Genomic DNA, 20633 nt, shown 5'->3' with positions numbered 1-20633 from the left:
GCGCCGACCTGTACCCTCCCGGTGTTCCGTATTTCATCGGCCGATCAAATGAGGGATTGACGGGGTGAACCCCACCGAGCTTCGCATCGCCGCAGTCGTGCCCTGCCACAACGAGGAGGCTGCGGTCGCCAAGGTCGTCACGGACCTCAAGGCTGCCGTGCCGGGCATCGACGTCTACGTCTACGACAACCGCAGCACGGACGCCACCGCCGAACGTGCCCGCGAGGCGGGCGCGATCGTGCGCACCGAGACCGTCAAGGGCAAGGGCAACGTGGTCCGGCGCGCGTTCGCCGATATCGAGGCCGATGTCTACCTGATGATCGACGGCGACGACACCTACGACGCCTTCGCCGCTCCGAAGATGATCGAGGCGCTGCTGTCCGGCCCCTACGACCACGTCCTCGGCGTGCGGAAAGAGGACGAGGGCACGCAGGCCTACCGCGCGGGCCACGAAGCCGGTAACCGCGTGCTCAACGGCGTGGTCGGCAAGGTGTTCGGCGAGAACGTCGAAGATATGCTCTCCGGCTACCGGGTGTTCTCCCGTCGCTTCGTGAAGAGTTTCCCCGCGGTGTCGCGCGAATTCGAGATCGAAACCGAATTGACCGTGCATTCGCTGCATCTGCGGGTGCCGCAGACCTCGGTGCGGGTGGGATTCCGCGATCGGCCGGAGGGCAGTGAATCCAAGCTGCGCACCTACCACGACGGATTCAAGATCCTGGGCCTGATCTTCGGCCTGGCCCGGCACGAACGTCCGGTCGCGTTCTACGGGCTGTTCGGGACGCTGGCCTGGCTGATCTCGATCATTCTGATCGTGCCGATCGTGATCCAGTTCTACGAAATCCACCAGGTGCCGCGGTTCCCGACGCTGTTCCTCGGCTTCACGCTGCTGCTGCTGGGCAGCCTGGCGTGGACCGCCGGTCTGATCCTCGACGGCATCCGCCGGTCCCGGCACGAGGCCGCCCGCCTGATGTACCTGCGGTATTCGGCCGTCGGCGTCGAAACGCCCGAGCAGGTCCGGCAGGCACACTGATGACGACCCAGGCCGACAAGGAGGCCTCCGACAGGCAGGCCTCCGACCCCGGCGCCGTGACCGGCGAAGCCGATACCGAACAGCCGACGCGCGACGAGGTGAGCCACGGAAGCAGCCGGGCCGCCGAGGAGCGACGGCCCGCGCGTCCGCTCCGGCGCGCCTGGTCCCCCGTCGCACGCCACCTCGGACCGGCCGCGGCCGTATTCGTCCTCGTGGCGGGCGTCTTCGGCATCGTGTTCGCGACCATCACGCCGCCGTTCTGGGGTCATGACGAGATCACGCAGTTCGGCCGCGCGTATCAGGTGGCGCACGGCGGGTTCACCCCCGAACGGATCACCGACGACCGCGGCGTCTCCTACGGCGGCCAGATCCCGTTGAGCATCGACGGGCTGATGGGCTACGCCTTCACCGACTACAACCGTCACCCGACCGAGCCGGCCCTGCTCGCCACCGACGAAACCGCCTACGACCGGCTGGGTTCCGCGCCTGTGACCACGACCGCGACCAAGCAGATGTGGTTCACCAACACCGCCGCCTACTCCCCGCTGCCGTATGTGCCCGCGGCCGTAGGCATTCGGCTGGCGCAGGCCATCGGGCTCGATGTCGGCGATACGGTGCTGCTCACCCGGCTGGCCGGATTGCTCGCCTATCTGGTGATCGTGGCATTCGCGCTGCGGGCGCTGCGGGCGTTCCGGATCCAGTGGCTGGCCTTCACGGTCGCGGTGCTGCCGATCGCCCTGTTCCAGGCGGGTACGGTCACCGCCGACACCGTCACCAACGCCCTGGCCGTCCTGGTGTCGTGCCTGGTGGTGAAGGGCGTCTTCCTCGACACCCGGCTGACGAAGCCGGAGGCGGCGGCCGCATTGGCGGCGACGCTGGCGCTGCCGCTGAGCAAGCCGACCTACGTCATCCTCGCCATGCTGGTGGTGCTGATTCCCGCCGGGCAGTACGGCTTCGGGAAGGTGCTGCGCTGGCTACCGTGGTGTTTCGCGGCGCTGGGCGCGATCCTGTTCGCGGTATGGATGAAGATCGCCGCGCCGACCGGCGACGGTATGGGGCTGATGCGCAAGCCGGCGGAATGGCATTCGGTGCGTCCGGGCGATCAGCTGCACGAAATTCTTTCGAATCCGGTGCATTTCGCCAATACTTTCGGTGACAGCATCTGGTACCGGGACGAGAAATGGTTCACCCAATTCTTCGGCGAGCTCGGATTCGCCTATGTGGACGTTCCCGCGCTGTCGATCCTGGCCTGCCTGCTGGCATTGGCGGTGAGCGTCGGAATCGCGGATCGGCTGACCGGTAACCGGTGGCGCACCTGGATCGTCGCGCTCACCGTACTGGCCAGTGTGGCGATGATCTACGTGACGCTGTACATGTCCTTCACGCCCGTGGGTTACTGGATGATCGACGGCGTGCAGGGGCGCTATTTCGTGCCGCTGGCGATCGCCGGATTCGCGGTGCTGCTGCGGTGGATGCCGTTGCGCCTGAGCGATTCCCGCGGCGTGACGCCGGTACGCGGACCCGCGATCACGGTGGTGGTCGCGACCGTGATCGCACTGGCCGCGGCCGCGATCAAATACAACGTCCTGATCTGGGGCTAGAGCACCTTTTCGCCGGCCGCCGCGTACGCGCGTTCGGTGTGTTCCTTCTGCGGGCGCCACCACGCCTCGTTGTCGCGGTACCAGGCGACGGTCGCTGCCAGTCCGGCCCGGAAATCGCCGTAATGCGGCCGCCAGCCCAGTTCGGTGCGCAGCAGGGTGGCATCGATGGCGTAGCGCTGATCGTGCCCGGGCCGATCGGTGACGTGGTCGAAATCGCCGGGGTCCCGGCCGAATTCGGCGAGCAGCAACTCCACCACGGTCCGGTTGTCCAGTTCACCGTCGGCGCCGATCAGATAGGTCTGCCCGATGCGCCCGCGCTCGAGAATCTCCCACACCGCGCGATTGTGATCGGTGACGTGAATCCAGTCCCGGATCTGATGTCCGGCACCGTAGAGGCGCGGTCGCACGCCGTCGATCAGATTGGTGATCTGGCGCGGGATGAATTTCTCCACATGCTGATACGGCCCGTAGTTGTTGCTGCAGTTGGAGATCGTCGCTCGCACCCCGAACGAGCGCACCCACGCACGGACCAGCAGATCGCTGGAGGCCTTGGTCGCCGAATACGGGCTGGACGGTTGGTAAGGGGTGTTTTCGGTGAACGCCGGATCGTCGGCTTCGAGGTCGCCGTAGACCTCGTCGGTCGAGATGTGGTGGTAGCGCACATCGTATTTGCGCACGGCCTCCAGCAGGGTGAACGTGCCGACGATATTGGTCTGCACGAACGACCGCGGCCGGGCCAGCGAATTGTCGTTGTGCGATTCGGCCGCGAAATGCACCACCGCGTCGGCTGCGGAGACCAGGCGGTCCACCAGACCGGAATCGGCGATATCGCCGTGTACGAACTCGATTCGATCCGCGATCGGCGCCAGCGAGGCGCGATTTCCGGCATAGGTCAGTGCGTCGAGCACGGTGATGCGGACGTCCGGACGATCCGCCACGGTTTGATGGACGAAGTTCGCGCCGATGAATCCGGCTCCGCCGGTTACGAGCAATCGCACGATGCCACCCTAACGCGGGCGCGAATACGCGCTCCGAATCACCACCGAGTCACACCGGCCGCGCACATCGATGTGACCTTCGTCACACCACATGCTTTATGTCCCTTTTGTTCGAATTGGAGGTGGTGTCCGAAAACCGCACGCATACTGCATGTTTCCGCAACCTGACAATCGGCAAGAACCCGACGGTGAACAGAATTTGAATGAACGGACACAACAGGTTCACCGCTCGTTAGCTGACGTCGATTTTTATTTCTCATGTCCCAGAACCACTCTGTATCGAGGTTCCGCAAAAAATGATGATGAGGAAATTCGTCGCGACCGCCGCCATGCTGGTCGCCGCTGTCGGTGTCGCGGCCGGAACTGCCACGGCCGACCCCGCGGCCCCCGCGGCGCCCGAGAGCGTCTACTACAAGGCCAGCGTCGAGAACGACAAAGCGATTATCAAGACCGACGGCGGCTCGATCGTCAACGAGAACGGCATGCTGGAGATCAAGGCTGCCAACGGCGCCGTGCTCGCCGGCACCCCGCTGAACTTCCGGGTCGACGACTTCGAGTTCCCGATCGCCGCCGACATCTCCGGCAACACCGCCACCCTGACCCCCCAGTACGACATGGCGCACGCGGTCTACAAGCCGGTCGCCCTGCCGTTCGAGGACTCGGCTCCGTGGAAGACCCCCTACGACCGTGAGGTCGCCGCCTTCACCCGTATGAAGGACACCATCGCCACCGGCGCCACCATCGGCACCCTGGCCGGTGGTATCGGCGGCGCGCTCATCGGCTGTGTCGCGGGCGCCGCTATCGGTCTCGCCGCGACCGGTGCGCTGCTCGCCCTGTTCGGCGCCGGCCCGCTGGGCGGCTGTGTCGCCGGTGCTGCCGCCGTCGGCTTCCTGGGTGTGCTCGCCGGCCAGATCTTCGTGACCGCTCCGGTCGCGATCGGCGCCGCGATCCAGTACTTCGCCACCACCACCGCGCCGTTCAACCCGCCGGCGCCGGCGCCGGCCAAGTAATTCCGAAGGCTGCCCGTCCCCCTGAGCGGGCGGATACCTCGGATCAGAGACAGTGCCCCGCCCACCGTCACGGTGGGCGGGGCACTGTCGTTTCCGCTGCCCCGGGCCCTCCCTGTCAGGCGGTCCGCGCGGCCTCTTCCGGTTCGACCCGCGCCCGCACGAATCGCGCCACCCGGGCCAGCGCGGCCCGGCTCTCCGGCATATTCGGCAGGATGCTCATGAAGGCGTGGACCTGTCCGCGCCACAGCTCCAGCGAATTCGGCACCCCGGCCGCGGTGAGCCGGTGGGCCATCAATTCGCTGTCGCAGCGCAGCAATTCGTCCTCACCGACGATCAGCAGCGCCGGCGGCAGGCCCGTGAGCGATCCGTTGACCGGGGACAGCGCCGGGTCCAGCGGCCGCTCCGCCTCGGCCCCGTAACGCACCATCTGCCGCACCGCCGCCATCGGGATGTAGGCATCGCGACCGACGTTCATGTACTCGCCCTTGAGCCGGTAATCGAGATCCAGCAGTGGTGACAGGCCGACCAGGCCGGCCGGGCCGGGCAGTCCGGCCTGCGCCGCCCGCAGTGCGGTGGCGAAGGTGAGGAAACCGCCCGCCGAATCTCCGGCGAAGACGATGCGCGCCGGATCGGCGCCGTGCCGTAACAACCAGCGATAGGCCGTCAGGCAGTCCTCGACCGAGCCGGCGATATTCGTCCCGGGCAACTGCCGATAGTCCACGTTCACCACCGGCAGCCCCGTACGACGCGCCAGGCTGGCCGCCACCGGCCGGTGCGAGTCCAGTCCACAGAGGAAGAAGCCGCCCCCGTGCATGTACATCACGGCGCCGTCGCGCAGGGATCGCCGGGCGCCGGCCGGGCGGATGATCTCCATCCGGAAGCCGCTCATCCGCACCTGTTCGCGTTCCACGCCACGCACCTGCGGCCGCAGCGCCGCCAGCCGGTCGATCAGGACCCGCGCGACCGGCATGGTCATCGGGGTGATCGGGTAGCGGCGGATAACGGGGCCCACCACGCCCCGGCAGGTGAGCAACACCGCTTGCGAATGCAGACTCGCACGGTCCGGGTTCACCACCACCGGATCCACGACAACACCGGGTTCGAGCCCCGGCCGGTATTCGGCCTCGCCGATGGGAATCGCGGTCATCGCGCACCTACCTGCCACTCGGCGCCGAGTGACCGGCTACCGGCAGATTCGGTAGCTGAGGTGTCGGCGCTGACATCTCACACACTCATGTTTCAGAACACCACGGATGTGTGACCTACGCAATACTTGATCGCCCGACCAGGCCGCGGCGAAACCATCGTGACCATTTCGCGGTCCAGTCGGAACCTCATCGAGCCCGAGCGGGCGAGAGCTGGCAAACTTGCGTCACATGCGCGGAATCATTCTGGCCGGGGGCACCGGGTCCCGGTTGCACCCGATCACGCGCGGGGTCAGCAAGCAGCTGGTCCCGGTGTACGACAAGCCGATGGTCTACTACCCGCTCTCCACGCTGATGCTGGCGGGCATTCGCGACATCCTGGTGATCACCACGCCCGAGGATGCCGAGGCCTTCCGCCGGCTGCTCGGCGACGGTACCCAGTTCGGCCTGGCGATCGACTACGTGGTGCAACCCGAACCCGACGGCCTGGCCCGGGCGTTCGTGCTGGGCGCCGACCACATCGGCGGCGAATGCGCGGCACTGGTGCTCGGCGACAACATCTTCCACGGTCCCGGCCTGGGCACCCGGCTGCGGCGCTTCGACGGACTCGACGGCGGCGCGGTCTTCGCCTATCGGGTGTCCGATCCCTCGGCCTACGGCGTGATCGAATTCGACCGAGGCAGGGCCGTTTCCATCGAGGAGAAACCGAAACTCCCGCGGTCCAACTACGCCATTCCCGGCCTCTATTTCTACGACAACGACGTCGTCGAGATCGCCCGGGGACTGCGACCGTCCGCGCGCGGCGAATACGAGATCACCGATATCAACCGCACGTACCTCGAACAGGGGCGATTGCAGGTCGAGACCCTCGCGCGCGGCACCGCGTGGCTCGATACCGGCACCTTCGATTCGCTGCTGGACGCCGCCAATTACGTGCGCACCATCGAGGAACGCCAGGGTCTCAAGATCGGCGTTCCGGAGGAGGTGGCCTGGCGGATGGGCTTCATCGACGACGAACAGCTGTGCCGGCTGGCCGAGCCGCTGGTGCGCTCCGGATACGGGACCTATCTGCTGGACCTGCTGAATCGCGGGCGCGACGATCGCTACGGACAGGACGGTTGAGATGCGGATTCGAGAACTGGCGGTCCCGGGTGCGTGGGAGTTCACGCCGCAGTTGCGCGGCGACGAGCGCGGCGTCTTCGCCGAGACGTTCAAGGCCTCGGAATTCGAGAAGGCGACCGGACGGCCCCTGGACCTGCTGCAGATGAACACCTCCACCTCGGCGGCCGGTGTCCTGCGTGGCATCCACTACACCGAAAATCCGCCCGGCCAGGCGAAATACGTCACATGCATGCGCGGCGCCTTCCTCGACGTCGTGGTCGATCTGCGCCGCGACTCCCCGACCTTCGGCCGCTGGGACAGTGTCGTGATCGACGACGTCTCGCGCCGCTCGGTCTTTCTCTCCGAAGGACTCGGCCACGCCCTGCTGTCACTGGCCGACGATTCCACCGTCACCTATCTGTGTTCGCTCGAATACTCCCCCGAATTCGACCGGGACCTGGACGCATTCGATCCGGATCTCGGAATAGACTGGCCCACGGTCGGTTCCGACGGCACTCCGCTGACCTTCCTTCGCTCGCCGAAGGACGCGGCCGCACCGCGCCTGCGCGAACTGCGCTGAACGCGCAAACGCCACGCCCGGCTCGAATGGATGAGCCGGGCGTGGCGCTCGGGTGAAACCTCAGGCCGCCGCGAGTTCCGGTGCCTGTTCGGACTCCTCGACCTCTTGCCGCTTCTTGCGGGCGGGCAGGAAGTGGGTGAAGGCGATGAGGGCGCCGATGATCGCCGCGATGCCTGCGAAGATCAGGCCGGGACGGTAGCTGTCGAGTACCGCCTGCGGTGAATTGCCGTGTGGCCCCGAGGAGATCAGCGCGGTGGTGATGGCGAGGACGATGGCCGCGCCGACCTGCATGGAGGTCTGCAGCACGCCGGCCGCCAGGCCCTGTTCCTCGTCCTCGATGCCGTTGGTGGCCTGAATGTTGATGGCCGGGAAGCCGATCCATCCGATGCCGATCAGCAGGACCGCGGGCAGGATGACCGCGAGATAGGACGGTGCGGTGTCGATGCGCAGGAACAGCAGGTAGCCGATCGCCATGACGGTGGTGGTGACCGCGATGATCGGGCCGGTGCCGAAGCGGTCCACCAGCTTGTCGGAGAACACCGATGACAGCGCCACCAGCACACCCACCGGCAGCAGCGCCATCGCCAGGGTCAGCGGCGACCAGCCCAGGCTGTCCTGCAGGTACAGGGTGACGATGAACTGCCAGCTGAAGTAGGAACCCGCCACCGCGACGATCACCAGACTGGCTCGCACCAGCGTGGCCTTGCGCAGGATGCCCAGCCGGATCAGCGGATGCCGCACCCGCTTCTCCACCGCGACGAACGCGGCGAACAGGACGAGCACAGCCGCGAACGAGCCCACGGTGCGCGCCGAACCCCAGCCGGCCTGCGGTGCGGACACCACGGTGTAGACCAGCAGCAGCATGGCGGCGGTGGAGAACAGCGCACCCAGCAGATCGTGACCGCCCTCAGCGGTGTCACCCTTGTCCTTCGGCACCAGGATGGCTGCGGAGACCAGGGCGGCCAGCGCGATCGGCACCGGCAGCAGGAAGGTCCAGCGCCAGCCGAAACCGGTCATCAGGCCACCGAAGACCAGGCCCATGGAGTAGCCGCCCGCACCGAAGACGGTGTAGATGGACAGCGCCTTGTTGCGCGCGGGCCCCTCGGCGAAGTTCGTGGTGATGATCGACAACCCGGTCGGCGCGGTGAAGGCGGCCGCCAGCCCCTTGACGAAGCGGGTCGCGATCAGCAGCGGCCCGGAACTGACCAGCCCGCCCGCCAGGGAGGCGACCGCGAAGACGGCCAGTGCGATGAGGAAGACCTTGCGCCGGCCCAGCAGATCGGCGGTGCGGCCACCGAGCAGCAACAGACCGCCGTAGCCGAGCACGTATCCGCTGACGAGCCACTGCAGGGTCGAGGTTTCGAGATGGAGTTCGGTACCGATGGACGGCAGCGCGACGCCGACCATCGAGACGTCGAGGCCGTCCAGGAACAGCACGATGCACAGCGTGATGAGCATGCCCCAGAGCCGGATCGGCCACCGAGTATCGGCCGCCGAGGCGGCCGGAAGTGTTGCTGTGGAAGTCATGTCGCGGAACATTACATGCGTGCGCATCTAATGCACAAGCATTTAATGCGGTTGCATGAACCCGCCCCAGGCACTAGGATGGCGACATGACAAAGGCGTCGACAGCGTTTCCGGCGCATTCGACGGACGCGGTGGCACCGGATACGGAGCTCTCCGCAGGTCTGCCGTCCACCGCGCCGAGTGATACCGAGACCGGTTGCCCGTCCCCGGCCGGCCGGAACGACGGGCCGGGCGGCTTGGTCGGCGAGTGGCGCGATCTACTCGCTCGTCATGCCGCGGTGTCCTGTGCGCTGGAGAAGGACCTGCAGCGCGAACACCACATCGGCCTGAGTGAGTTCGAGACGCTGGACCGCCTGGTCGACGCCTCCTGCGACAGCTACCGGATGAGCGATCTGGCGCACGACATCCACCTGAGCCAGAGCGCACTGTCCCGTACGGTGGCACGGCTCGAACGCGACGGACTGGTCGATCGCACCCTGTGCACCGAGGACCGCCGCGCGATCTTCGTCTGCCTCACCGACAAGGGCCGCGCGCTCCACACCGCCGCCGTTCCGACTCATCGCGAAGTATTGGAACGGACCCTGCACTGAATCCGCCCGTACCAAATCCGGTAGCGCGTCAGGCGGCGGCGATGGCCTCGTCCAGCGCCGCTCTCCCGTCCACCGAGGCCGCGCGGATATTCGCGAATGCGCCTCGATAGCGGTCGATGTCGGAATTTTTGTCGAAATAGGTGGATACGCCGAAATTTTCGACGTAAACGACCGGCGGCTCGGTCGTTTCCGCGCCGGCCGCGCCGAATTCCAACAGGACGAATCGCCCGGAATCGAGACCGTCGTGGTAACCGGAATCGTTGGGCACCAGACGAATGTCGATATTCGGGCGCTCACACATGCGGCGCAGATGATCCAGTTGCCCCGCGATCACGGCCGGATCACCGATCCGCCGCCACAGCAGCGACTCGGCGATGATCGCCACCAGCCGCACCGGCTCCGGGGTGCGGGTGAGCAGACGCTGCCGCTGTCCGCGCACCTCGATCCGGCGCTCGATATCGGCGGGGCTCAGATTCGGCCGGGCCGCGGTCAGCAGCGCGCGAGTGTAGTCCTCGGTCTGCAGCAGGCCCGGCACGAATTCGTTCTCGAAGGTGGAGATTTCGGTCGCGGCCTCTTCCAGGCCGATGTACACGTCGAAACCCTCGGCGATCACGTCACTGTAGGGAGCCCACCAACCGCGCGCCTTGGTTTCACGGGCGAGAGCGGTCAGGGGTTCCAGCTCGGCCTCGGGTGCGCCGTAAATCTTGCACATGGCTTCCACGTCGAGGCTGCGCAGGGAGGTCTGACCGGTCTCGATCCGCCAGATCTTGGCTTCCGACCATTCCAGCCGGCGAGCGGCCACCCGGGTCGTCATCCGGGCGCGATTGCGCAGGTCACGCAACCGGCGGCCCAGTTGCCGCCGCGGCATGGTCGAACCGGTGATCCCCTGCGGTGAAGCCATTTTTCCCCCTCGGCAGAAAGCTTCGCGGGCATCGGAATTCGCTCCGGACACCCCCGAACGGATTGTTGCACAACAGAACAACGCCCGACAGCCGCGCCGATCGGCCGGGCCGCCGGTGCGCTGCTACTTGCGCGGGGGACGCTTGCGGAACCGCCAGAACTGCACCGCGCGAACGTCTTCCGAGAGCTGGTTCACCGGCTCGGCGACATCGGACAGAGCGCGGAACAGATCGTCGGCGAGGGTGTTGATGTGTTCCACCCGGGTTGCCAGCCGCGAGGCGTTGACCAGGAATTCCAGCGCCAATCGCACCGAGGCCGCGATGGTCAGGCCGAGCGGCACCGCCACCACGATCGCGAAGATCAATCCCAGCAGTGCGGATACCTGCCACAGGACCACGACGAGAACCAGGGGGATGCCGACCGCGAAGGCCAGCCCCAGGAGATAGGCCAGCGGCAGCAGCGTGCGCGTGGCCGGCGTGCGGAACTGCACATCCAGAAGCGCGCGGGCGGCCGCACCGCACCAGGCCCGGAAGGCGCCCGGACTCCGGAACGGTTCGGGCCGCTCGTCCTCCTCGGCGGTATCGCTCTCCTCGGCGGCATCGTCCGGCGACCGGCGTCGTCGTGCGGAGTCCTTCCATGCGAGCCAGCGCGATTCCACCGCGTAGTCGGCGTCGCCCGGTTCGCCTTCGCCGGACCGGTCGTCGATTCCGGCGCGTTCGGCCGGCGACTCGGGCGCTTCGTCCATATTTCGTGCGGCCCCAGCGGAATCGCGCGCGGCGGTATCGGAGTCCCGGTTCCTGGGCCGCTGCGGGTCGTCGCTCATGATTCGAATCCTCTCCCGGCACAGCGGAAGCGAGCAATCTCCCGGCGGGATCGAATCCCATCGGTCACATGCGACTCACATCACACTTTCATCCCATTTCTTCCCAGCGACCTGCCAGGGAATCAACAGCCGCAACGCATTCGATTCACAGCGACGCGCACAAAGGTGGTAGTCGTAGCAGTTCACAACGGCGGCGAACGGCGGTCCGAAAGGTTCATAGCCACCGGCGATCAACGCCCGCCCCTGTGACGTATCCGACCATCACGAAGAAATTTCCACCAAGTTGTAACACCGCCGGTAGCGCGGCCCGATACGTCCCATGAACACCGACGCAGGACCCAGATCTACCCGGGGAATGGAGAACACAGTGCGTACAGCGTTTCCGACTTCCGTCCACGCGGCGACGTTGGCCGCTACCGCGCAGGACTACATCCAGCGCGGGTGGACGGTCGCTGAAACGGCCAACGGCATCTGCCTGATCACCGACACGAATGTGTCGGGTATCGAGGTCGCCGGCGAACTGGCCGCGAACGTGCGCCGATTCCTGCGGGCCAACAACCTGTCCGGACCGGTGATCGAGATCCCGGGCGCCGAGCGCCGCGAGATCCACCTGGTGACCGGACTCGCCAAGGCCGCGATGGCGCTCGAGGCGCTGCGCGCGGCCGGCGCGATCGTCTACACCGACGGTGCGGGCATCCCGTTGCCGCCCACCCAGCTCTCGGCCGGCGAGGCCTGCTGGGGTGTAGCGCCGACCGAGGCCCGCTGGCTGCCGCCGGTCGTCGCGATCGCCGCGGCCGTGCGTTCGGCGAACTCCGGCCGCAAGCCGCAGGTCGCTCGCATCGCCAGCTGAATCGACCATCCGCGAAACCGCGAGAACAACACTGTTCTCGCGGTTTCGCGGTTTTCGTGCATTTCGAATGAATCTCGACGCGACGACGAGTCGCCGACGATGATGGGTCCATGTCACGCGTCACCGCAGAAGCCCGGACCACCTACCGCACCTGCCCGCTGTGCGAGGCCGTCTGCGGACTCGAGATCACCCTGGACGCTCAGGAGCGGGTGACGCGCGTGCGCGGCGACCGCGAGGACCCGTTCAGCCGCGGCTTCATCTGCCCGAAGGGCGCGAGCCTCGGGGCGCTGGACGCCGACCCCGATCGGCTGGCCGAACCGATCATCCGTGATCGCGCCACCGACACCTGGCGCCAGGCCACCTGGACCGAGGCCTTCGATCTCATCGCCGAGCGGGCCCCGGCCGTCCTCGACGAATACGGCCGCCAGGCCGCCGGGCTGTATCTGGGCAATCCGAATGCGCACACAGTCGCCGGCGCGCTGTACGTGCCGGCACTGATCCGGGCGTTGAGCACGCGCAATCTGTACTCGGCCAGCACCGCCGATCAGATGCCGAAGCAGGTGTCGAGCGGGCTCATGTTCGGCGATCCGCTCACGGTCGCGGTGCCCGATCTGGACCGCACCGACTACCTGCTGATGCTCGGCGCCAATCCGCTGGAGTCCAACGGCTCGCTGTGTACCGCCCCGGACTATCCGGGCCGGTTGAAGGCGCTGCGCAAGCGCGGCGGGCGGTTGGTCGTGGTCGATCCGCGGCGCACCCGGACCGCGGATCTCGCCGACGAGCATCTGTTCATCCGGCCCGGCAGCGATGCCTATCTGCTGTTCGGCATCGTGCACACGCTCTTCGCGGAGGATCTGACCGATATCCGAGTCGAGGTGGCGGGACTCGAACAGATCCGTTCGGCGGCAGTCCCGTTCACGCCCGAGGCCGTGCAGGCACGCACGGGCATCCCCGCCGAGACCGTGGCGCGGCTGGCGCGGGAGCTGGCCGCGGCGCCGACGGCCGCGGTCTATGCGCGCATCGGCACCTGCACCGCCGAATTCGGCACTCTCACGCAGTGGCTGGTGGATGTGATCAACGTGCTCACCGGCAATCTCGACCGGCCCGGCGGCGCGATGTTCGCGACCGCCGCGGCACTGGGCATCGTGCGGACGCGGCCGTTCCGGCTCGGGCGCTGGACCAGCCGGGTGCGCGAATTGCCCGAAGCCATGGGCGAATTCCCCGTCGCGACGCTGGCCGACGAAATTCTCACGCCCGGTGAGGGACAGGTCCGGATGCTGGTGACGGTGGCCGGCAATCCAGTGCTCTCGGCGCCCGCGGGCGCACGGCTGGGCGAAGCGCTGGCCGGGCTGGACTTCATGATCAGTGTGGATCGCTACCTCAACGAGACCACCCGCCATGCGGATGTGATCCTGCCGCCGCCGCGCACACTGCAGGCGCCGCACTACGATTTCGCGCTGCTGCAGTTCGCGGTGCACAACTACGCCCGCTATTCCCCGCCGCTGGTCGCCCTGCCGGACGACCGGCCCTCGGAATCGGAAATACTTGCCCGCCTCGCACTTTCCCTGGCTGGGCAGCGACCGGAGCCCGGCCGCGATTACGTCGCCGAGGTGGACGAGCTGATCATCGCCGGCACGCTGCACAAGGCCGGACTCACCGAGCGACGCGGCGAATTGATCGGCGCCGACACCACCGAACAGCGCATCGACATGATGCTGCGCCTGGGCCCGTACGGCGAGTGGAATCCCGATCGTCAGCCGGTGGACATCGGCACCGGCGAGAACGGGGCGCCCGAGGGACTGAACCTGCAGGTTCTCCTCGACAATCCGCACGGCGTCGACCTGGGTGCGCTGCGACCGCGACTGCCCGGTGTGCTGCGCACCGCCTCCAGGAAGGTGGAACTGGCGCCCCAGCCGCTGCTCGACGATACGACCCGGCTGGTGGCCGAATTGTCCGCTGCCCGACCGGATGTGGTCTTGATCGGCCGGCGGCAGCTGCGGTCGAACAACAGCTGGATGCACAACGTACCGGCGCTGGTCGGCGGCTCCAATACCTGCACGCTGCATATTCACCCCGACGACGTCGCGCGCCTCGGGCTGGGCGAGCTGGCCGCGATCGAATCGGCGGCCGGAAAGCTGACCGTGCCGGTGGAACCGAACGACCGGATCATGCCCGGCGTGGTGAGCCTGCCGCACGGATGGGGACATTCGGGCAGTACCCAGACGGTCGCGCGAGAGCACGCCGGCGTGAATGCCAATGCCCTGACCGATGATTCCCGCATCGACGCCGTGTCCGGGAATGCGGTATTCAACGGGGTTCCGGTGACCATCACGCCGGTGTGATTCTCCGACCGGTCGGCACGTGCAAGGGGGATAGCGCTCGTGGCGCAACGGGCAACCCGCGCGCTATCTCCGCACTCGCGGATGTGAAAAGCTCACGCTCACAAGCAGTTCGGCCGCCACTACCCTGCACATTCGGCCAGCAGCCTTGAGGCAAACGGCATTTCGGGCGTTGCCACGTACCTGTCCCGTACGCGAGACTGATGCGCGGTAGCGGCTCAGCTCACAGATTGTCTTTACAGACAGTGCGCCCATCTGCTGGTTCGCTGATTTCGCCATCCGAAACACGTTCGTTCCTATAGGATTTCGACATATTTCAGGTTCAATGCCGAACCATCCACGTGCGGATCTCAGCTACCCGGAGGGGTGTGGCATGTCCGGTTCCACAGGCGGCAGTGACGGCGAGCGAGAACTGCAACGCCGATTCGGCACCGAGGAGCGCGCGGAGCGCTTCTACGACGAACAGGTGCTGAACAGCCTCAACTCACGCATGCGCGAGTTCGTGGGACGGATGGATATGGCCTTCATCGCCACCGCCGACCGGCACGGTGAATGCGATACCAGCTTCCGGGCCGGCAAACCCGGATTCGTGCACGTCATCGACGACCGCACGGTCGCCTATCCGGAATACCGCGGCAACGGAGTGATGGCCTCCCTCGGCAACATCCTGGAGAATCCGCACGTCGGCATCCTGATGATCGACTTCGTCCACGACCTGGTCGGGCTGCATATCAACGGATCGGCACGCATCGTCGACGATCAGTCATTGCGAGGCCGGGTACCCGACCTGCCGGCGGCCGAGCGCGGCCGCGTCGCCGAGCGGTGGGTGGTCGTGGATGTCGAGGAGGCCTACATCCACTGCAGAAAGCACATCCCGCACCTGACGCCGGCCGCCCGCGAGGAGCGGGAATGGGGTACCGACAGTCCGCGGGCCAAGGGTGGGGACTATTTCGGCGCCAAGGCGCAGGCGCGGGCCCTCGTCGCGGAGGGTTGACGGTTCGGGATCGGCGATCCGGAACGTCAGCGGATCTTGAAGATCACCGCACGTTGCACGACGAAGTTGATCACGGTGGCCACGCCCTGCGCGATGACGAAGGCGATCAGCACCGCACCCTTCACCGAATGGCCGGCGATATCCACCGACATCGCGGGCAGGGTGTCGTTGAGCAGCGCGTTGATACCCACCTGCGCCGCGAAGGTCACCGCGTAGAGGATCACCACCGCCACGAACCGGCTGCGGCTCGGCGGCGCCTTGAACGTCCAGCGCCGATTGATCAGATACGCCGTGGTGGTACCGGCGATGAAACTGCAGGCCTTGGCGAAATCGCGCGGGACCCCGAACAGGGCCATGAGCAGCACGTACAGCCCGAAGTCGACCACCGCCGACAATCCGCCGGTGAGGACGAACCGGACAATCTGCGTCTTCAGATCGACATCCGTACCGCCCGGCTCGTCTACCAGGGGCAACTCGGCCGGAAGAGGAAGATGGGGTTCCGCACTCACGGCACGAGAGTAGCGGGTCACGCCGCACACGCCGCGACAACCGCGCTCCCGCCCCGGTCGCCGCTGTGAAATCCGCCTCGAGCGGGCCGCGGACACGCGACAGCCGACCCCTGCCCCGGCCATACCTGTAGCCTCTATGCCGATGTCCACGAAAGCTCAGACCTCCACCGCCGCGGGTCCTGCGAACTCCGCGGGCGACGGCGAGGCGTCACAGGCAAGCAGCAACGGCTCCGCCGACAGCTTTTCGCTGCCGACGCATACCCGTCGACTGACCGGATGGGGTCGTACCGCGCCCTCCACCTCCGAAGTGCTCTCGACCGGCGATCCGGAACTGATCGCCAAGGCCGTGGCCATGGTCGCGGAGGACAACGAGTCCAAGCCGGCGTACCTGCGACGCGGTGTGATCGCGCGCGGGCTCGGCCGGTCCTACGGTGACCATGCGCAGAACGGTGGCGGCCTCGTCATCGACATGTCGGCGCTGAACAACATCCACCGGATCGACCGTGACAGCCACCTGGTCGATGTGGATGCCGGCGTCAGCCTCGATCAGCTGATGAAGGCCGCGCTCCCGTTCGGTTTGTGGGTTCCGGTTCTTCCGGGCACCCGGCAGGTGACCGTCGGCGGCGCCATCGCCTCCGATATCCACGGCAAGAACCACCACAGCGCCGGCAGCTTCGGCAACCACGTGCGTTCGATCGACCTGCTGACCGCCGACGGCAAGATTCAGCACATCGGTCCCAAGAAGAACGCCAAGCTGTTCTGGGCGACCGTCGGTGGCAACGGCCTGACCGGCATCATCCTGCGCGCCACGATCGAGATGACGCCGACCGAGACGGCCTACTTCATCGCCGACGGCATCAAGACCACGACGCTGGACGAGACCATCGCCGTACACAAGGACGGCTCCGAGGAGAACTACACCTACTCCTCGACCTGGTTCGACGTGATCAGCGCACCGCCGAAGCTGGGGCGCGCCAACGTTTCTCGCGGCCGCCTGGCCAAGTTGGACGAACTGCCGAAGAAGCTGCGCGCCAACCCGCTGAAGTTCGACGCGCCGAATCTGCTGACGGTGCCGAACATCTTCCCGAGTTTCGCGGCCAATAAGCTCACGCTCGGCATGGTGGGCGAGGCGTACTACGCGCTCGGCGGCAACTACACCGGCAAGATCATGAACTTGACGCAGTTCTATCACATGCTGGACGTGGTCTCGGAGTGGAATCGGGCCTACGGGTCGGCCGGTTTCATCCAGTACCAGTTCGTGTTGCCGCCCGAGGCGCTGGACGAATTCACCAAGATCATCGTCGACATCCAGCGTTCCGGTCACTACTCCGCGCTCAATGTGCTGAAGTTCTTCGGGCCGGGCAACCAGGCGCCGCTGAGCTTCCCCATGGAGGGCTGGAACATCTGCGTCGACTTCCCCGTGCGTCCGGGCCTCAACGAGCTGGTCACCGAATTGGACCGTCGCGTCCTGGAATTCGGCGGTCGCCTCTACACCGCGAAGGACTCCCGGACCACCGCGGAGACCTTCCACAAGATGTATCCCAAGATCGACGAGTGGATCAAGGTCCGCCGAAGTGTCGATCCCACAGGCGTTTTCATGTCCGATATGGCGAGAAGGCTGGAGCTGCAGTGATCAACGCGGTAGGTAACCCGCAGAACATTCTGCTTTTGGGCGGTACCTCGGAGATCGGCCTCGCGATCGTCGAGGAGTATTTGAAGAAGGGCCCGGCGCGAGTGGTGCTCGCGGCGCTGCCGAACGACCCGTTGCGCGCGCAGTCGGTCGCTCAGTTGGAGGCCGCGGGCGCGTCGAAGGTCGAGATCGTCGACTTCGACGCGCTGGACACCGGCAGCCACCCCAAGGTGATCGAACAGGCCTGGGCCGACGGCGATATCGATGTCGCGATCGTCGCCTTCGCGCTCGACGGCGACGCCGAGGAGCTGTGGCAGAACCAGCTCAAGGCCGTGCGGGTCGCCGAGGTCAACTACACCGCGGGCGTGTCGGTCGGCGTGCTCGTCGGCGAGAAGATGAAGGCCCAGGGCTTCGGGCGGATCATCGTCATGTCCTCGGTGGCCGGTGAGCGCGTCAAGCGCGCCAACTTCGTCTACGGCTCCACCAAGGCCGGGCTGGATGGTTTCTATCTCGGCCTGGGCGAGGCGCTGCGCCCGCACGGCCCGCGCGTCACCGTGGTGCGGCCGGGCCAGGTGCGCACCCAGTTCTCCGCGCACGTCGCCGAGGCGCCGCTCACGGTGAACAAGGAAGACGTTGCGGTGCTTGCGGTTTCGGCGTCCGAGAAGGGTAAGGAACTGGTCTGGGCGCCGGGTACGTTCCGCTGGGTCATGATGATCCTGCGCCACGTTCCGCGCCCGATCTTCCGCAGACTTCCCATCTAGACCGGTTCGGTTTCGAGCCGCGAAGGAGAGTCGCCGCTACCGAGCGCCGGCTCTCCTTCGTCGTTTCACGAGGACGGCCGCCGGCATCGCGCCGACGCGAACCGGTTCCACCCGGCTTGTAGGCTCGCGGGCAGATCGGCGGCGAGAGAGGATCCGGAGGCACTGTGCGCGTACTAGTCCGGCAGGTCGGGGGCGGGCTCGGGGAGGCTGTCGTCGGGGCGGTGGTCGCCGCGCTGGTGGCGGCGATCGGGCTGACGGCGATGTCGGCGGTGCAGTGGCCGGCGTTCAACTCCTCCAATGTGACTCGCGCGCTGACCACCGTGGGGCAGGCGGGTGCGGCGGTGCTGCTGGTGCTCGCCATCGTGCTGATCCGGATGCGCCGGTGGCCGTGGGTGGCGAAAGTGCTGTCCTGGGCGGGTATTTCCGCCTTCGTCACGGTGACGCTCGGAATGCCGCTCGCGGCGACCAAGCTGTATCTGTTCGGCATTTCGGTGGATCAGGAATTCCGCACCGAATATCTGACGCGCCTCACCGATACCGCCGCGCTGCACGATATGACCTACGCCGACATTCCGGCGTACTACCCCGCCGGCTGGTTCTGGATCGGCGGACGCGTCGCGAATCTGCTCGGCCTGGCCGGGTGGGAGACGTTCAAGCCTTATGCGATCGTGTCGCTGGCGGTGGCGTCGGTGCTGGCACTCGTGTTGTGGTCCAAGCTGATTCGCTGGGATTGGGCGGTCGCGGTCGCGGCGACGACCACCGCGGTGATGGTGGCGTTCGCCTCCCCCGAGGCCTACAGCGCCGTGCTGGTGATCCTGTTCGCGCCGGCGATGGTGCTGGCGTGGGGTGCGCTGTATCGGCCCGCCGAATCCGGGGCGACGGCGAGCCCGGCCGGCGAGCCGCGCACCGCGGGCGGCTGGGGCGCGGCGATCGGAGCGGGGGCGTTCCTCGGACTGTCGGCGATGTTCTACACGCTGTTCTTCGTGGTCGCGGTCTTCACCGTGGTCCTGATGGGGCTCGTCGCCTGGGCAACCCTGTGGTGGCAGCAGCGCGAGATCGCGGTACATCAGCCGCGCGCTCCGCGGCTGGGCGTCTTCCGCCTGCTGTGGCCGATTCTGCTGCGGCTGATCGTCATGGGCGTGATCGCCGCGATCCTGGCCCTGATCGTCTGGGCCCCGTATCTGGCGAAGGTGCTGACCGGGCATCTGCCGGAATCCAATACTGCCCTGCACTACCTGCCGGAATCCGGTTCGCGGCTGGCGTTCCCGATGTTCGACTTCTCCGAACCGCTGCTCGGTGCCCTCTGCCTGCTCGGCACCCTCTGGCTGGTGGTGCGGGCCGCGAGTTCGCGACGGGCCCAGGCACTCGCCATCTCGGTGGTCGCGATCTATCTGTGGTCGCTGGCCTCCATGCTGGTCACGGCCGCCGGTACGACGGGGCTGGCCTTCCGGTTGGAACCCATCCTGCAGGTGCTGCTCGCCGCGGCGGGAGCGTTCGGATTCGTCGAGGGCGCACGGGCCGTGTACCAGGCCGGGGACGAACCGCGACGATTCCGGGCGGCGACCGCGGTGGTCGCGGTCCTCGGTGCACTGGCCTTCACACAGAGCATTCCCGGCATCCTGAATGCCGAGATCACCACCGCCTACACCGACACCGACGGCAACGGGGTGCGGGCGGACAAGCGCAGCCCCTCGGCGGTGTCGCATTACGGCCGCATCGATCAGGTCCTCACCGAGCAAACCGGGCGGCCGCGCGACGAGACGGTGCTCCTCACCGCCGACACGAGCTTCCTGTCCTACTATCCGTATTTCGGTTTCCAGGCGCTGACCTCGCATTACGCCAATCCGCTCGCCGATTTTCCGGCCCGGGCCGCCGAGATCAAGCGCTGGAGCGAGCTGAAATCACCGGCCGAGTTGATCGACGCGCTGAACCACTCTCCGTGGCGCGCGCCGGACGCCTTCCTGTTCCGTCGCAGCGGCGAGAACTACACCCTGCGCCTGGCCGAGGACGTCTATCCCAACGACCCCAACGTGCGCCGCTACACGGTCGAATTCCCGGGAACGCTCTTCGCCGATCCGCATTTCCGGATCACGGATATCGGACCGTTCACCCTGGTCGTGCGCTCCTGACCCGTACTGTGGATAACGCTGTGGAATTTCCCCGTTCCTGTGGATAACCAACGCTCACCCGGCGCCGCCTCACTCCGGATGGGTACGGTGGGTGGCTGATTGTCGGCCGAAGGAGT

18 protein-coding genes are annotated in these 20633 nt (G+C 66.8%); 12 read left to right on the top strand and 6 right to left on the bottom strand.

Annotation, left to right across the window (positions count from 1 at the left end; genetic code table 11):
- Positions 1-64 precede the first annotated feature (64 nt).
- Both NE2_RS03770 and NE2_RS03765 read left to right on the top strand, forming a co-directional pair.
- Complete coding sequence (locus NE2_RS03770) at positions 65-1030, top strand: glycosyltransferase (protein WP_063007002.1); 966 nt, start codon at positions 65-67, stop codon at positions 1028-1030.
- The gene (locus tag NE2_RS03765) at positions 1030-2631 is read left to right on the top strand and encodes a DUF2142 domain-containing protein (RefSeq protein WP_084493766.1); all 1602 of its coding nucleotides are present in this window, start codon (positions 1030-1032) and stop codon (positions 2629-2631) included. Before NE2_RS03770 ends, NE2_RS03765 begins: the two co-directional genes overlap by 1 nt.
- Here the strand turns inward: NE2_RS03765 and rfbB are convergent.
- On the bottom strand, positions 2628-3629 hold the full coding sequence (gene rfbB / locus NE2_RS03760) for a dTDP-glucose 4,6-dehydratase (protein ID WP_063023896.1): 1002 nt from the start codon (positions 3627-3629) through the stop codon (positions 2628-2630). The two genes, NE2_RS03765 and rfbB, sit on opposite strands and share 4 nt — an antisense overlap.
- Positions 3630-3925: 296 nt before the next feature.
- Here rfbB and NE2_RS03755 point away from each other — a divergent pair, with 296 nt between their 5' ends.
- Positions 3926-4639, top strand: coding sequence for a DUF8020 domain-containing protein (locus NE2_RS03755; protein ID WP_063023895.1), 714 nt, complete (start codon positions 3926-3928; stop codon positions 4637-4639).
- A 115-nt stretch (positions 4640-4754) separates the two neighbouring features.
- Here the strand turns inward: NE2_RS03755 and NE2_RS03750 are convergent, their stop codons facing one another.
- Complete coding sequence (locus NE2_RS03750) at positions 4755-5786, bottom strand: alpha/beta hydrolase (protein WP_084493764.1); 1032 nt, start codon at positions 5784-5786, stop codon at positions 4755-4757.
- A gap of 229 nt (positions 5787-6015) precedes the next feature.
- Here NE2_RS03750 and rfbA point away from each other — a divergent pair, with 229 nt between their 5' ends.
- Positions 6016-6906, top strand: a complete 891-nt coding sequence (rfbA, locus tag NE2_RS03745) for a glucose-1-phosphate thymidylyltransferase RfbA (protein ID WP_063016822.1) — start codon at positions 6016-6018, stop codon at positions 6904-6906.
- Between the two features lies 1 nt (position 6907).
- A complete protein-coding gene (locus NE2_RS03740; protein ID WP_063023894.1) occupies positions 6908-7465 on the top strand; it encodes a dTDP-4-dehydrorhamnose 3,5-epimerase family protein in 558 nt (185 codons plus the stop codon).
- Between the two features lie 60 nt (positions 7466-7525).
- On the opposite strand, the gene NE2_RS03735 is transcribed toward NE2_RS03740, so the two are convergent.
- Positions 7526-8992: an MFS transporter gene (locus NE2_RS03735; RefSeq protein ID WP_063016868.1), complete on the bottom strand. Its 1467-nt coding sequence runs from the start codon at positions 8990-8992 to the stop codon at positions 7526-7528.
- Positions 8993-9228: 236 nt separating this feature from the next.
- On the opposite strand from NE2_RS03735, the gene NE2_RS03730 reads away from it, so the two are divergent.
- Entirely contained in the window at positions 9229-9582 is a 354-nt protein-coding gene (locus NE2_RS03730; RefSeq protein ID WP_036525409.1) for a MarR family winged helix-turn-helix transcriptional regulator, read from the top strand.
- A 28-nt stretch (positions 9583-9610) separates the two neighbouring features.
- Here the strand turns inward: NE2_RS03730 and NE2_RS03725 are convergent, their stop codons facing one another.
- Both NE2_RS03725 and NE2_RS03720 read right to left on the bottom strand, forming a co-directional pair.
- Positions 9611-10483, bottom strand: a complete 873-nt coding sequence (locus tag NE2_RS03725; RefSeq protein ID WP_063016826.1) for a helix-turn-helix domain-containing protein — start codon at positions 10481-10483, stop codon at positions 9611-9613.
- Positions 10484-10606: 123 nt separating this feature from the next.
- Entirely contained in the window at positions 10607-11305 is a 699-nt protein-coding gene (locus tag NE2_RS03720) for a DUF4282 domain-containing protein (protein WP_228830957.1), read from the bottom strand.
- A gap of 367 nt (positions 11306-11672) precedes the next feature.
- Here NE2_RS03720 and NE2_RS03715 point away from each other — a divergent pair, with 367 nt between their 5' ends.
- The 3 genes from NE2_RS03715 (at position 11673) to NE2_RS03705 (ending at position 15488) form a co-directional block, all read left to right on the top strand.
- Positions 11673-12155 (top strand): hypothetical protein, encoded by a 483-nt coding sequence (locus tag NE2_RS03715; protein ID WP_036525405.1) that lies wholly within the window; start codon positions 11673-11675, stop codon positions 12153-12155.
- Between the two features lie 110 nt (positions 12156-12265).
- Positions 12266-14497 (top strand): molybdopterin-dependent oxidoreductase, encoded by a 2232-nt coding sequence (locus tag NE2_RS03710; protein ID WP_063023893.1) that lies wholly within the window; start codon positions 12266-12268, stop codon positions 14495-14497.
- A gap of 370 nt (positions 14498-14867) precedes the next feature.
- Positions 14868-15488: a pyridoxamine 5'-phosphate oxidase family protein gene (locus NE2_RS03705; RefSeq protein ID WP_063024051.1), complete on the top strand. Its 621-nt coding sequence runs from the start codon at positions 14868-14870 to the stop codon at positions 15486-15488.
- A gap of 26 nt (positions 15489-15514) precedes the next feature.
- Here NE2_RS03705 and NE2_RS03700 read toward each other — a convergent pair whose 3' ends face one another.
- Entirely contained in the window at positions 15515-15997 is a 483-nt protein-coding gene (locus NE2_RS03700) for a GtrA family protein (protein ID WP_281262703.1), read from the bottom strand.
- Between the two features lie 142 nt (positions 15998-16139).
- On the opposite strand from NE2_RS03700, the gene dprE1 reads away from it, so the two are divergent.
- The 3 genes from dprE1 (at position 16140) to NE2_RS03685 (ending at position 20517) form a co-directional block, all read left to right on the top strand.
- Positions 16140-17630: a decaprenylphosphoryl-beta-D-ribose oxidase gene (dprE1, locus tag NE2_RS03695; RefSeq protein WP_167356699.1), complete on the top strand. Its 1491-nt coding sequence runs from the start codon at positions 16140-16142 to the stop codon at positions 17628-17630.
- Complete coding sequence (dprE2, locus tag NE2_RS03690) at positions 17627-18388, top strand: decaprenylphospho-beta-D-erythro-pentofuranosid-2-ulose 2-reductase (RefSeq protein ID WP_030516814.1); 762 nt, start codon at positions 17627-17629, stop codon at positions 18386-18388. The genes dprE1 and dprE2 overlap by 4 nt, the downstream gene beginning before the upstream one ends.
- Before the next feature lie 164 nt (positions 18389-18552).
- Positions 18553-20517 (top strand): galactan 5-O-arabinofuranosyltransferase, encoded by a 1965-nt coding sequence (locus NE2_RS03685; protein ID WP_063023891.1) that lies wholly within the window; start codon positions 18553-18555, stop codon positions 20515-20517.
- The last annotated feature ends 116 nt before the right edge of the window (positions 20518-20633 follow it).

Source organism: Nocardia elegans NBRC 108235 (assembly GCF_001612845.1).
Taxonomy (GTDB): Bacteria; Actinomycetota; Actinomycetes; order Mycobacteriales; family Mycobacteriaceae; genus Nocardia; species Nocardia nova.
Note: the sequence above shows the minus strand (reverse complement) of the source record. Positions and strands in the feature narration are given on the sequence as shown.

Excerpts from the sequence above, each read along its gene's own strand:
- NE2_RS03755 (WP_063023895.1), top strand. The coding sequence starts at position 3,926 with ATGATGATGAGGAAATTCGTCGCGACCGCCGCCATGCTGGTCGCCGCT.
- rfbA (WP_063016822.1), top strand. The coding sequence starts at position 6,016 with ATGCGCGGAATCATTCTGGCCGGGGGCACCGGGTCCCGGTTGCACCCG.
- NE2_RS03740 (WP_063023894.1), top strand. The coding sequence starts at position 6,908 with ATGCGGATTCGAGAACTGGCGGTCCCGGGTGCGTGGGAGTTCACGCCG.
- NE2_RS03720 (WP_228830957.1), bottom strand. The coding sequence starts at position 11,305 with ATGAGCGACGACCCGCAGCGGCCCAGGAACCGGGACTCCGATACCGCC.
- NE2_RS03705 (WP_063024051.1), top strand. The coding sequence starts at position 14,868 with ATGTCCGGTTCCACAGGCGGCAGTGACGGCGAGCGAGAACTGCAACGC.
- NE2_RS03725 (WP_063016826.1), bottom strand. The coding sequence starts at position 10,483 with ATGGCTTCACCGCAGGGGATCACCGGTTCGACCATGCCGCGGCGGCAA.
- NE2_RS03750 (WP_084493764.1), bottom strand. The coding sequence starts at position 5,786 with ATGACCGCGATTCCCATCGGCGAGGCCGAATACCGGCCGGGGCTCGAA.
- dprE1 (WP_167356699.1), top strand. The coding sequence starts at position 16,140 with ATGTCCACGAAAGCTCAGACCTCCACCGCCGCGGGTCCTGCGAACTCC.
- NE2_RS03735 (WP_063016868.1), bottom strand. The coding sequence starts at position 8,992 with ATGACTTCCACAGCAACACTTCCGGCCGCCTCGGCGGCCGATACTCGG.
- NE2_RS03710 (WP_063023893.1), top strand. The coding sequence starts at position 12,266 with ATGTCACGCGTCACCGCAGAAGCCCGGACCACCTACCGCACCTGCCCG.
- NE2_RS03765 (WP_084493766.1), top strand. The coding sequence starts at position 1,030 with ATGACGACCCAGGCCGACAAGGAGGCCTCCGACAGGCAGGCCTCCGAC.